Source organism: Pseudomonas sp. NPDC047961 (assembly GCF_050272435.1).
Taxonomy (GTDB): Bacteria; Pseudomonadota; Gammaproteobacteria; order Pseudomonadales; family Pseudomonadaceae; genus Stutzerimonas.
In genome coordinates this window covers 202,612-215,629 of record NZ_JBNNMD010000004.1, presented here as the reverse complement: position 1 = coordinate 215,629, position 13,018 = coordinate 202,612, and the positions used below count along the sequence as shown (strand labels likewise).

Annotated in this window: 11 protein-coding genes; 6 read left to right on the top strand and 5 right to left on the bottom strand. The window is 60.8% G+C overall.

Annotated features, from left to right (window positions below):
- Positions 1-35: 35 nt before the first annotated feature.
- Positions 36-1,718: a methyl-accepting chemotaxis protein CtpM gene (gene ctpM, locus ACQKIK_RS15385; protein ID WP_127839441.1), complete on the bottom strand. Its 1,683-nt coding sequence runs from the start codon at positions 1,716-1,718 to the stop codon at positions 36-38.
- 550 nt (positions 1,719-2,268) lie between these two features.
- Between ctpM and ACQKIK_RS15380 the strand changes: the two genes are divergently transcribed.
- Genes ACQKIK_RS15380 through ACQKIK_RS15365 form a run of 4 tightly spaced genes read left to right on the top strand, consistent with a single transcriptional unit; the run spans position 2,269 to position 7,073 of the window.
- Positions 2,269-3,807, top strand: a complete 1,539-nt coding sequence (locus ACQKIK_RS15380; protein WP_127839442.1) for an MBOAT family O-acyltransferase — start codon at positions 2,269-2,271, stop codon at positions 3,805-3,807.
- Positions 3,808-3,837: 30 nt separating this feature from the next.
- Positions 3,838-5,757: an HAD-IIIC family phosphatase gene (locus ACQKIK_RS15375; protein WP_499136556.1), complete on the top strand. Its 1,920-nt coding sequence runs from the start codon at positions 3,838-3,840 to the stop codon at positions 5,755-5,757.
- Positions 5,754-6,002, top strand: a complete 249-nt coding sequence (locus tag ACQKIK_RS15370) for an acyl carrier protein (protein ID WP_019339589.1) — start codon at positions 5,754-5,756, stop codon at positions 6,000-6,002. The genes ACQKIK_RS15375 and ACQKIK_RS15370 overlap by 4 nt, the downstream gene beginning before the upstream one ends.
- A 3-nt stretch (positions 6,003-6,005) precedes the next feature.
- Positions 6,006-7,073, top strand: coding sequence for a hypothetical protein (locus ACQKIK_RS15365; RefSeq protein ID WP_499136555.1), 1,068 nt, complete (start codon positions 6,006-6,008; stop codon positions 7,071-7,073).
- Positions 7,074-7,144: 71 nt separating this feature from the next.
- On the opposite strand, the gene fahA is transcribed toward ACQKIK_RS15365, so the two are convergent.
- Together fahA and hmgA are read right to left on the bottom strand one after the other, a co-directional pair.
- On the bottom strand, positions 7,145-8,446 hold the full coding sequence (gene fahA / locus ACQKIK_RS15360; protein ID WP_499136554.1) for a fumarylacetoacetase: 1,302 nt from the start codon (positions 8,444-8,446) through the stop codon (positions 7,145-7,147).
- Position 8,447: 1 nt separating this feature from the next.
- Positions 8,448-9,734, bottom strand: coding sequence for a homogentisate 1,2-dioxygenase (gene hmgA, locus ACQKIK_RS15355; protein ID WP_499136734.1), 1,287 nt, complete (start codon positions 9,732-9,734; stop codon positions 8,448-8,450).
- A gap of 134 nt (positions 9,735-9,868) precedes the next feature.
- Between hmgA and ACQKIK_RS15350 the strand changes: the two genes are divergently transcribed.
- Entirely contained in the window at positions 9,869-10,642 is a 774-nt protein-coding gene (locus tag ACQKIK_RS15350; protein WP_241528465.1) for an IclR family transcriptional regulator, read from the top strand.
- A 111-nt stretch (positions 10,643-10,753) separates the two neighbouring features.
- Complete coding sequence (locus ACQKIK_RS15345) at positions 10,754-10,948, top strand: hypothetical protein (protein ID WP_045426770.1); 195 nt, start codon at positions 10,754-10,756, stop codon at positions 10,946-10,948.
- 77 nt (positions 10,949-11,025) lie between these two features.
- On the opposite strand, the gene ACQKIK_RS15340 is transcribed toward ACQKIK_RS15345, so the two are convergent.
- Together ACQKIK_RS15340 and ACQKIK_RS15335 are read right to left on the bottom strand one after the other, a co-directional pair.
- On the bottom strand, positions 11,026-11,457 hold the full coding sequence (locus tag ACQKIK_RS15340; protein WP_499136552.1) for a hypothetical protein: 432 nt from the start codon (positions 11,455-11,457) through the stop codon (positions 11,026-11,028).
- A complete protein-coding gene (locus ACQKIK_RS15335) occupies positions 11,436-12,926 on the bottom strand; it encodes a sensor domain-containing diguanylate cyclase (protein WP_499136551.1) in 1,491 nt (496 codons plus the stop codon). Before ACQKIK_RS15335 ends, ACQKIK_RS15340 begins: the two co-directional genes overlap by 22 nt.
- Positions 12,927-13,018 lie beyond the last annotated feature (92 nt).

Here is a 13,018-nt window from a genome sequence, read left to right as displayed (position 1 = left end):
TTGAGTCCAATTTGATCTGGCGAGATCAGGCCGCGTCAGATGCGGAACTGGCGCACCAACCCACCCAGACGTTCACCCACATTGGCCAGGTTGCGTGCGGTCTGCGCGCCCTGCTGAGTTTCTTCAGCAACGTTCTCAACGGCTGTGGCGATTTGATGGACGCTGCGGTTGATCTCTTCAGCCACTGCGGTCTGCTCTTCCGCCGCGCTGGCGATTTGCGCGTTCATGCCGTTGATGGTGGCGATGAGGTGAGCGATGGCATCCAACGAAGCGCCTGCCTGGTTGGCCTGGGCACTGCTGGCATCACCCGCTTCGCTGGAGCGACCCATGGCGGCGACGGCCTGTTTGGCGCCGGTCTGCAGGCGATCGATCATGCCCTGGATTTCCTGGGTGCTCTGTTGGGTGCGGCTAGCCAGCGCACGAACCTCGTCGGCTACGACCGCAAAGCCGCGCCCCGCCTCACCGGCACGCGCCGCCTCGATGGCAGCGTTGAGCGCCAACAGGTTGGTTTGCTCGGCGATCGAACGGATCACGTCGAGCACACCCACGATGGCATGCACGTCCTGCTGCAGCGCATCCAGTGAAGTGCCGCTGCTGCGGATCTCTTCAACCAGCGAGTGGATCTGGCGAATGCTGGAATCCACCACGGCTTTCGCCTGTTGGCCTTCCTGATCGGTTTTTTGTGCAGCTTCAGCGGCGCCTTGGGCGCTATGGGCGACTTCCTGCGCCGCGGCCGACATCTCGTTGATTGCCGTGGCGACCTGATCGGTTTCCTGGCGCTGGGTCTCCATGGCCTTCTCGGAGCGCTGTGCCTGGGAAGCGACCTCGGCGACCATGCCGGTCAGTTGGCCGGTCAAATCCGCGACCTGGCTGACCATGGTGTGGATCTTGCCGACAAAGCGGTTGAACGAGCCGGCCAGCTGGCCAAGTTCGTCACTGCGATCTTCCGGCAGGCGGTGAGTCAGGTCACCATCACCAGCCGCGATGTCATCAAGCTGGGCGCGAATGACCTGGATCGGCTTGACGATGGAGTTGCTGATCACCACGCCAGCGATACACAGCGCTGCCAGCATCACGCCAGCGATGACCAGGATGCTGGTAAGGATCGAGTTGACCCGGCCATCGATTTCCGTCCTCACCTCGCTCAAGGCCGATTCAATGTTGTCCAGGTTGATCGCCGTACCCAGCGCCAGGTCCCACTTGGGCAGGTAGTAGCTGTAGGCAAGTTTCGGCACCGATACCTTGTCGTTACCGGGCAACGGCGATGAGTAATTCACGAAGTAGGTGTTGTTTTTCGCTACGGCCACCAACTCACGGTTGATGTAGACGCCGTTGGAGTCGCGACGGTCGCTCAGGTTGGAGCCTACATCCACCGGACTCTCGCCGCGGAACAGCCGAACCACATTGGAATCATGGCCGAAGAAGTAACCGTCCTTGCCGAACTTGATCTTCCGGAGGATGGCGATGGCCTCGGCACGACTGGCCAGATCCCCTTGCGCGGCCGGCTCGTAGAGGTGAGACACGCTGCTCACACCAATCCGCATGTAATCCTCGAGTCGTGTCCGAGCGTCGTCGATCATCCGCTCGCGGACGGTCTCGATCTCTTCTTCAGCCAGGGAATGAAGGATCTGGGCAGCCGCACCGCTGAGAACCAACGCGAACAGCGTGACGGGCACCAGTGCGAGAAGCAGGACTTTAATTTTCAAGGTGAGACGCATGGAGTGGCATCCAAGATGTGTGAGTACTGATGAGTCATCGGCTGACCAGGCGGGAACTTGACGCCGAAAAATCGTCTCTGGTCGATCAAGCGACGAACAGCGCACTTTTCGGAAAATAGCCTTCGCCAACGCTTTCCTTCATAGCCGTGATTTTTTTCATGAGCCGCGGACAGCCGAAACCGAGCGCCCTCCATCGGTGCGCGATTGTTGTGCGTGCGGCAACCTGACGCCTCTAATTACCACCCGCTTCCCCAATATCCCGCAAGTGCTCTAGAACAGCCGTTTCGCTTGATTTCACAGGCTTTTCCGCCCGTCCGGATTGGTTATCCGAACAGATAAACGGCGCAACTTCTTCTAACAACTCTGTGTCGCAGTTAACAGACCATGCACTGGTTTTGTGTAGTTGCAACTGTTCGCAACAGAGCTGCGTTGAAGCTGGCGCGAGTGACTTCCAGTAGTACGCCAACGGCTCTTGTTCGATATGGAGTGGGTCGACGTTCACCGTTCTAAGGGACGGTTGTTAATTGTTCAGGGATAGGGAAAAAGAACGATGCTCTTCAATTCGATGGTGTTCATCGCCGGGTTCCTTCCGGTGGTGCTTCTGGGCTTCATTCTCCTCGCAGGCTCCGGCAGACAACGTTACGCCGCGATCTGGCTGACGCTAGCATCACTGGTGTTCTATGGCTGGTGGAACCCCGCTTACGTGCCGCTGCTGGTGGGCAGCATGGTGGTCAACTACCTGATAGGTGGTTACCTGATGCGGCGGCCCTCGCGGAGCCTGCTGGTTCTCGGTGTGGCGGCCAATGTCGCGTTGCTGGGCTACTACAAGTACACCGGCTTTCTCTTCGGCACGCTCGACAGCGCCTTCGACCTCGGATGGTCCGTGGGCGACATCATCCTGCCGCTGGCGATCTCGTTCTTCACGTTCCAGCAGATCGCCTATCTGGTCGACGCGCACGACGGTGAGGTCGCCGAGCATGATTTCGTCAATTACTGCCTCTTCATCAGTTTCTTCCCGCAGCTGATCGCTGGTCCCATCACCCATCACGGCGAAATGCTCAAGCAGTTCAACGACAGCAGCACCTTCCGCCCGCGGCTCGACAATATCTCGCTGGGCCTGACTGTCTTCGTGCTCGGCCTGTTCAAGAAGGTGATCCTCGCCGACCCGCTGGGGGAAAACGCCTCGCCAATCTTCGCGATTGCCGCCGATGGAACGGTGCCTTCGCTATACGACGCCTGGTACGGCGCGCTCAGCTATACGTTGCAGATCTACTTCGACTTTTCGGGCTACAGCGACATGGCGATCGGCCTGGGATTGATGTTCGGCCTTCGCCTGCCGGTCAATTTCAACAGCCCGTTCAAGGCGCATAACGTCATCGACTATTGGTCGCGCTGGCACATGACGCTGACGCGCTTCCTCACGGCCTACATCTATAACCCCATCGTGATGCGCATCACCCGCGCACGGATGGCCGCCGGTAAGCCGTTGCCACGGCGAGGCAAGATGAGCCTTGGGACCTTTGTCGTACTGATCGCCTACCCCACCGTGCTGACCATGTTCATCTCGGGCGTCTGGCACGGTGCGGGCTGGCAGTTCGTGGTGTTCGGTCTGTTGCACGGCTTCTATCTGGTCGTCGTCCACGGCTTCCGCGCCTACAAGGCGCGCCGTGGTTTGCCGCTGGACAGCGACAAGCTCTGGCATCACACCGGCGCAGTCCTGTTGACTTTCTTCTGCGTCGTCGTGGCCATGGTGTTTTTCCGGGCCAACAGCGTGACCGCGGCGATGGCGATGCTGTCAGGCATGGCTGGCTTGAGCGAACTGAGCACCAAGTTCGATAAGTCCGACTACCTCACCGTCGCCGTGCTGCTCGCCTTTGTCTGGTTCATGCCCAACGTGCAGCAATGGATGGCCGGCTTCCGCACTGCCCTGGACGCCCAACCGCGCGAGAACTGGCTGCTGCGCTGGTTCCCGATCGCGGTATGGAGCCCGACGCCGGTCATCGGCTTGGCCGTGGGCGTGCTGGGCTTCTTCGCCCTGGCCGTGGCGTTTTCCGTGGCCCCTACCGAATTCCTCTATTTCCAGTTCTGAAACCGTCTACAAGTAAGGAGTGACACGCTAATGGATCAGCTTCTCTGGTTAGCGCAACACCCTGATCTTGGCAGCGCTATCGGCGAGGCCAAACGCGAAGCCGACCCCTTCACGCGTCTGGATCTGGCCGCGAAGCTGGCCGGCTACCGCCGCGATTTCACGCTCACCACCCGGCTGGACCGGCTCGCAAGCGAAGGCTTGCGCGCGCTCGCGAACGGCGAAACGACCAGCAGCGGGCTGCGACCGTTGCGCATCGCCCTGCTGTCATCGCATACCGTGGATCATCTGGTGCCAGCGATTCGTGTCGCGGGGCTGCAGCGTCGCCTGGCGCTCTCGGTGCACGTCGCGCCCTATGGCATGTACCGTCAGGCGCTGCTGATGGACGACGCCGAGCTCGCCAACTTTGCCCCGCAACTGATCGTCCTGGCGCTGGATGCGCGAGACGCGCCCCTGCAGTTGCCGCTCGAAGCCTCGCAGGCAGACGTCGACGCCGCGGTCGCCGAACGGGTCGACGAGTTGCGCCTGCTGTGGCGCCGGGCACGCGAGCGCTATGCCGCCCAGGTCGTCCAGCAAACCATCGTGCCCGCCGACCCTCCGATTTTTGGTTCATTCGAAGCGCTGGTTCCGGCCTCACCCTACGCACTCATCGATCGCCTCAATGCGGCCATCCGTGCTGCAGCCCGAGAAGACGGCGTATTACTGATGGACCTTGCCTGGGAAGCCGCCCGTGGCAGTTATGGCGACGGCCTGGCCGAACCGGTGCGCTGGCATCAGGCCAAGCAATTGGTCAGTCCGAACCTGGCGCCGCTGTATGGCGACCAACTGGCTCGCATCGCGGCCGCCAGCATCGGTCTGTCGCGCAAATGCCTGGTGCTGGACCTGGACAACACCCTGTGGGGCGGCGTGGTCGGTGACGATGGTGTAGACGGCATCCATCTCGGCCAGGGTTCGCCCAGCGGCGAAGCCTTCCTCGCCTTCCAGCGCTACGCAGCACAGCTGGCGCGCCGCGGCATCATCCTCGCGGTGTGCAGCAAGAATGATCTGAGCGTGGCCGAAGCGGCGTTCAATCATCCCGAGATGGCGCTCAAGCGCGGCGACATCGCGGCCTTCGTCGCCAACTGGGAAGACAAGGCTGGCAACCTGCGGCGCATCGCCTCGATGCTCGACATTGGGCTCGACAGCCTGGTGTTCGTCGACGACAACCCCGCCGAGCGCGACATCGTGCGTCGCGAGCTGCCGGAAGTCGCGGTGCCGGAACTGCCGGATGACGTGGCCGACTACCCGGCACGCGTGGCCGCCGCCGGGTACTTCGAGGCCGTCTCCTTCACCTCGGACGACGCCACACGCGGGCGCAACTATGTCTTGAATGCTGAGCGCAAAGCCGCGATGAGCCAGGCCACCGACATGGAAGGTTATTTGCGCGGCCTGGAGATGGTACTGACCGCCACCCCGATCGGCGCCGCCGAGCTGGCCCGCAGCACGCAGCTGATCAACAAGACCAACCAGTTCAACCTCACCACGCGCCGCTATAGCGAGGCGGAAGTCGAGCGCATCGCCAGCGACCCAGCGGCGGTGGCACTGGCAATCCGCCTGGCCGACAAGTTCGGTGATAACGGCCTGATCAGCGTCGTCCTGGCGCGCCCGGATGCAGCTGTCGCTAGCGACGAGCTGCTGATCGACAGCTGGCTGATGAGCTGCCGTGTACTGGGTCGCCAAGTCGAAGACGCGGTGCTCGATGTGCTGACCAACGCCGCCACCGCTGCCGGCTATCGCGCACTGATCGGTGAGTACCGGCCAACCGAACGTAACGGCATGGTCGCGGAGCATTTCCCCCGGCTGGGCTTCGTCCTGCATCCCGCCCCCGCTGACAGCACCCGTGACGCCACCTTCTGGCGGTACGAATTCACCTCCCCTCGCGCGCCCAACCATTACATCGAGGTATCGGCATGACCGAAGCAGAAGTACTCAAGCAACTCACCCCGGTTTTCCATGATGTGTTCGATGACGACAGCATTGTGCTGTCGCCAGAAATGACCGCCAACGACATCGAGGGCTGGGACAGCCAGACCCACGTGATGCTCACGGTCGCCGCCGAACAACGCTTCGGCATCAAGTTTCGGACGGCGGAGCTCGAGTCGCTGCGCAACGTCGGCCATTTCGCCCAAGTAATCAGCGCTAAGCTGGAGGGGAAATAATTCATGATCCAGACAGCAGATGTGCCCAGGGACGGGAGCAATGCCGAACAGGGAGCAACCAGCGCGGCCAGCGTGCCGGGCCGGGTACGTTCGCGGTATCTGCTGTCGTTGTTTGCCGGGCTGTTCGGCGCACTGGCGATATTTTGCCTGACGCTGTTCGCGCTGAACCGGACCGGCAACCTGCCCCCCCCAGCGTTCTCCAATATTTCCTGTGTCGATGAAAAGCTCAGCTTCCTGCGCGACAACCCGATCCAATCGCCGAATTTGCTGATCATCGGGTCTTCCGTGGCCTGGCGCCACGTGGACGGCCATGTGCTGACCGAGGCATTGCCCGGGGTGCGCCCCATGAACGGCGCCTTTTGTGGATTGTTCGCCAACCAGTCGACCTACGTAGGGCATTGGTTGCTAGACCGCCAGCCCAGCATTCGCAGTGTGGTGATGATTGCCGACCCACAGGATTTCGCCGGTTGCTGGCGTGTACCTACAGCGGTGCTCAACCGTGAGCACGTCGACCCTTACGTTTATGAAAACGCCTCACCTTGGGGCCACTACATGCGTTACTTCTCGCCGAAGTCGTTGGCGCGCAACGCGTTGACGGTCAAGGCTCAACGCGCCGGAGAAATCGAGTGGGACCCGCTCGTGTTCAACCGATTCGGCGATGGCCCGCTGGTGACCAGCAATACCCGTGAGCTGCTGTATGGTCGCCCGGAGCCACTGGATGCCAGCTGCTTCGCGGCTCTGGGCAAGATGAGCGCGCGCCTGGCGCAGGAAGGCCGAGAGCTGATGGTCGTCTCCACACCGCTGCACCCGCAGTGGAAGGAAAAGTACGATCCAGACGGTACGTTCCTGGCCGACTTCGACAAGCAAATCATGGAAACCCTCAACGCCACTGGTGGCACCTACTGGAACGCCGACAAAGACTGGAACACGCCGGTGTCCTCCTTTGTCGACGCGGTACACCTGCGCTGGTCAGTCGTCCAGGGATTCACCGCAGCCCTGGCCGAGCAGATGCGCGACGCCGCAATCGCGCCTGTCCCATCCTCGACGCTGGAAACCGCGAAGCTGCCCTGATTGGCTGCCCTCGAAATCAAAAAGCCCGGGCTGTCTGCACATGCCCGGGCTTTTTGCTAAACATGCTTACGTTAAGCAGGCATCACGCGACCGCGACATTCGCCAAAGCCGATGGATGCCTGTCCATCCCGACGGCAACGTGCCTTGAGGATGATCTCGTCACCATCTTCCAGAAAGGTGCGAGTTTCGCCGCTGGGCAGTTCCAATGGCTGTTTGCCGCCCTGGGTGATCTCCAACAGGCTGCCGAGGCTTTCAGGGCTGCTACCGGACAAGGTTCCGGAACCGAACAGATCGCCGGGTTGCAGGCTGCAGCCGTTGACGCTGTGGTGCGCGACCATCTGCGCCACGGTCCAGTACATGTTCTTCGTACTGCTCAACGCGATGCGCTGTGCAGGCTGGCCCTTGTCGCGCATGGCCTCGGTCAGCAGCAGCACTTCGAGTTCGATATCCAGCGCGCCCTGCTGCTGGTCCTGCTCATCAAACAGGTACGGCAGCGGCTGCGGATCGCCTTCGGGCCGCACCGGTTGCGCACAACGGAACGGCTCGAGTGCTTCCGGCGTTACCACCCATGGCGACACGCTGGTGGCGAAGCTCTTCGAGAGGAACGGGCCAAGCGGCTGATATTCCCAAGCCTGTAGATCCCGCGCCGACCAATCATTGAGCAGGCAGAACCCGGCGACGTGACTGCTGGCTTCACCGATTGGGATCGATTCGCCACGGGCATTGCCTGCGCCGATCCAGATGCCCAGTTCCAGCTCGTGGTCGAGCCGCTTGCTCGGCCCAAAGCTCGGCTCGCTGGCGCCCGGTGGCAGGGTCTGACCGTTGGGACGCTTGACGGTTACGCCGGACACGTCAACCGTCGAGGCACGCCCGTGATAGCCGATGGGCACGTACTTGTAGTTGGGCAGCAAGGGATTGTCCGGCCGGAACAGCTTGCCGACGTTGTTGGCGTGATGGATGCCGACATAGAAGTCGGTGTAGTCGCCCACTTTGGCCGGTAGATGCATCTGGCAGCGCTCCATGGGGTGCAATAACGTCTCGCCCATGCCCTGAAGACTTTCACGCTGCGCGCTACCCTCGCCGAGCAGATCCAGCAGTGCACCTCGCAGCGCCTTGCGTGCAGGCGCTCCGAGCGCAAAGAAGGTGTTGAGGCTGCTGTCGCTGGCCGCTTTCGCCGCTTCTAGCGCCTGGCCGTCGAACAAGCTGGCTTCGCAGGCGGCGCGTAAGTCGAGAATGTAATTGCCAATGGCGACGCCACCGCGTGGCTGGTCGCCGTCACGGCTGAATACGCCCAAGGGCAGATTGGCGAGGGGGAAATCCGAATGGCCATTGGCCGACTCGACCCAGCTGCGTTGCTCTAGTTGTGCGGTCATGTCATTTCCCGTTTTTATCGAATGTCTTGGTCAGGCCGGCCCAGCAGCTGTCGTAATCGCTCTGCAGCTGCGGGCTTTCCAACGCCTGACGTGTGGCACGGAGCACCTGGCCGGTCTCGAACATAAAGGCCATGGTGTTCTCGATCTTGTGCGGTTTGAGTTCGGCCTTGATCGCCTGTTCAGTCGACACATGATCCGGGCCGTGGGCACTCATGCAGTTGTGCAACGAGGCACCGCCCGGTGAGAAGCCATCGGCTTTGGCGTCGTAGGCGCCATCGATCAGCCCCATGAACTCGTTCATCAGGTTGCGGTGGAACCATGGCGGGCGGAAGGTGTTCTCCGCCACCATCCAGCGCGGCGGAAAGATCACGAAGTCGATATTGGCCATGCCATGAATGGCACTGGGTGACGTGAGCACGGTGAAAATCGACGGATCGGGATGATCAAAACTCACGGTGCCGATGGTGTTGAAACGGCGCAGGTCGTATTTGTACGGCACGTTATTGCCGTGCCAGGCGACCACGTCCAGTGGGGAGTGATCCAGTTCGGTTACCCAGAGTTCACCGAGAAACTTCTGCACCAGCTGTACCGACTCGTCGCGCTCCTCGTAATGCGCAACCGGCGTCAGGAAATCGCGCGGGTTAGCCAGACCATTGCTGCCGATCGGCCCCAGGTCAGGCAGGCGCAGCGCACAGCCATGGTTCTCACAGACATAGCCGCGCGCCGTCGAATCCAGCAGCTCGACCCGAAACCGCATACCACGCGGAATCACTGCAATCTCCAGCGGCGCGACCTCAAGCACGCCCAATTCCGTGACCAGCTTCAGCACGCCCTGCTGCGGCACGATCAACAGCTCGCCATCGGCATTGAAGAACACCCGCTCCATCGACTGATTCGCCGCGTACCGGTAGATGCTCGCCCCCGCAGGCTGGTTGGGTTCAGCATTGGCCACGACGCACGTCAGGCCGTCGAGGAAATCAGTCGCGGCTTCGGGAAAGGGTTGCGGATTCCAACGCAGTCGATTGGGCGTGACGGGACCCAGCTCTGCGCCGAGTTGCCGCTCCAGGCGCTGGTATTGGCCGTGGTTGGCCGATGGTCGAATACGGTATAGCCAGGTTCGCCGTGCTTCACTGCGCGCCACCGTAAAAGCGGTGCCGGAGAGCAATTCGGTATACAGGCCGTAGGGCACCTTTTGCGGCGAATTCTGCCCGACCGGCAATGCACCCGGCAGGGCCTCGCTGCTGAACTCGTTGCCGAAGCCGGACAGGTATCGAGAGGTTTCGCCCATTTGTTGTTGTGGTTGCATAGCCATCTCTCATTTCGCGTAATGCGTTTACGCAAAAAGTAATTTGAACTCACCAGGGCGTCAAGTTATAAACAGCGCCTCGATAAGCGAGCCCGCACAAACAGGCATTTGAATTCATGGCAGACAGCAACGCGGACACGGCGCCACGGCGGCAGAAGGTACAGGCCGCAGAGGTAGGTACTGACATTCTCACTGCTCTGGCCGAACTGGCCCCGGCGACCTCTCTATCGCGCCTGGCCGAACATGTCGGAATGCCTGCCAGCAAGGTCCATCGCTACTTGCAGGCCCTGATGGCCAGCGGCTTCGCCGAACAGGATCCGCTGACGAACCATTACGGGCTGGGCCGCGCTGCGCTGTTTGTGGGGCTGGCCGCGTTGGGCCGACTGGACGTCGTCAAACTGGCAACGCCGCATCTGGCGCAGTTGCGTGATGAACTCAACGAAACCTGCTTTCTTGCGGTTTGGGGCAACCGCGGTCCCGCCGTCGTGCACGTGGAGCAAGCCGTGCGCGCCGTGACGCTGGTGACGCAGGTGGGCTCGGTGCTGCCTTTGCTGGGCTCATCGACCGGGCTGGTGTTCAACGCCTTCATGCCCAACGCCGAGACTGCGCAACTGCGCGAAGAGGAACTGAAGCTTCCCTCGGCGCCCACCCCTGCAGCCCTCCTCGCCGCCATGAGCGAACTGCAACGCACCCACATCCAGCCCGTACACGGCCTGTTGATGGCTGGCGTCAACGCACTCTCCGCGCCGCTGTTCAGTGGCGACCAGCGGTTGGCAGGCGTGATCACCATCGTCGGTGGCGAGCCCGGCTTCATGGCCGAAGCGGATGGCGAGGCAGCGAAGCGACTGCTGGCAGTCGCGCGCAAGATCAGCGCGCGGATGGGTGCCTAACGGCAAACAGGAGGAACGGCAGCAGCGAATGCTCCTGCGTCAATGGCGCAAATTGACCGGTGGCCGGCAAAGGTCTAGCGTTCGTCTGTCTTTTCCAGACCCGGAGGCATCATGGATATTCAAATCCGACCGCTTACGTCATTCGAAGGCAGCAGCTGGGAGGTTCGCTTGGACCGAAACAAGGTCACGTTTCGCAGCGAGTCCGAGGCCCGAGCTTTCGTTCAGCTCCTCGAGTCGCGCCTATCAGCGCCCCATCAACTACCCGACGTCGCCACCGATCTTCAACTCCACAGCCGAGCTGGCTGATCGCATCAGGCAGGGTTGCATGTAGCAGTGCCAGCACCCCTGCCTCCCTTGTTGGCTAACGTCCGCCGACACCAACCTCAGATACGCAGCGCGACGCCCAGTCGCAATTCGCGGCCAGGCTCGTAACTGCCGCGTACGCCTTCATAGCCGGGAATGTTTTCGAAATCTTCGTTGCTGGCGTGATCCAGGTACTGCTTGTCGAATAGGTTCTTCAGCGTCAGGTTGATTACGAGTCGGTCGTCGCTTAACGCTGACCACTGGGCATAAAGTTCGTGTACGCGGTAACCGGGTTTATCGAGGGTGCCCACACCGATCCGCAGCGAATCGACAGCCGTGACGAAGCGGCCCTGCCAGCCGCAGCTCAGCCTGTCAGTCGCACGATATTCGGCAAAACCGATCCCGGTGTCGCCCAGGGTCGTGCCCAACCCGTTGCGCTCGTAGACATTGAGCTCCTCACCGTCCAGCTCGACATCGTTGTGGTGGTAGCTCAGCCCAAAGACGCGAAGCAAACTCTATTTCGACCAGTTTGCTTGGCGGTGTATAGCGCATCGTCAGCCCGGACGATCAAGCTACTGGAGTCATCCACTGCTGGTATGGCGGACGCAACCCCTACGCTTACCGTGATTCGTACCGGGCCGCGGTCAGTTGGAATAACGGCATTCTCAACCGCCACCCGCAGCTTTTCAGCAACGAGCACGGCGCCTTCTCCGTCTGTATGAGGGAGAATCAAGCCAAACTCCTCACCTCCAAGCCTGCCAAATACGTCATGCGTGCGGAGCACGGCGCTGCATAGCGACGACAACTCTTTCAATACGACGTCACCAATCGGGTGCCCGTACGTATCGTTCACCTGTTTGAAGAAATCGATGTCAAGCAACACCAGGCTGAGCGGCGTACCGTGGCGCTGCGCGCGGCCTAGTTCGCTTTCCAAGGTTTCAAGAAAATCACGCCGGCTTCGAGCCCCTGTCAGCAGATCGATGCTGATGATCTTCTGCAGCGAGTCATGTGCACGCTTTAGCGCCGCCGTGTTTTTTAGATGCCGCTGCGTAGCGAAGTAGAGAAACGAAGCGAAAGCGAGCAGCAAGATCGAAATTGCAGCGGCACAGAAAATCAAGAATTGACGTCGTTCACGAGACGCTGCCAAGTATTCAGCGGGTGAAAGCTGGACGATGACAACCAGGCCGGCTTCCTTCAGACGTCGATACGCGGTCAGGCGATCAAGATGGTCGATGGCGCTCGGTCCTCGATAGAAGCCTTTATCGGGTTTCGTGCTATCGAAATAGGGACGATCCCCAGGCACCACCATCCCGTCCAGGCGCGCATCAAGGTTAATCGAAGATGCCGCTGCGCGTGGCACCCTGTCCAGGCCGACCAGAGCGATCAGCCCATGGCTCCCAATGTTGATCTGTTTGTAGAAATCGGTGAAGAACGTAACCGGAATCGAAAGAACGACCACCCCGGAAAATTTTCCGTCCTTACTGACCGGTCTGGTTAACTGTATGGACCAGATTCCCGAGACGCGGCCGAGTATCGGTTTACTCACGAACAGCTGGTCTTGCCCAAGGTTGTCTCGGTGCACGCGAAAATGTTCGCGATCGCTCAGGTCGACTTTTTTGGCCAGCGGGTCCAGAGACGAGCCAACCAACCATCCCTCTGCATCTATCAGTGCGAGCTGGCCGACCAGAGTCTCGTACCGTGGAAGTTTTGTTTTGGCTATCGCTTGAAACGCGTCAGGGTCCTTTACCAGCTCCTCACGCACGTCCTGTATCAAGGCGTCGGCGTAACGCACGACACTGTGTACATGCTCTTCGAACGCTATCGCCAAATTCATCGCGTCATTGCGAGCGGCTTGTTCTACCAGCTCACTTTCATGTTTTAGCCAAGCGTTAAGGATGGCCCACATAGGAACCAGCGTCGCCAACAGCGCAGCGACAACCACGAGCCCGGCCTGAGCCTCGGTAGAGCGACGTCGGAACAATTTCAATCTCCAGAGCGGCGTCTATACAGTTGGGCAACTACGCGTCCACCAAGACAGCGAAATACCTGTAGGGCTATCGAATGACGCCGCTA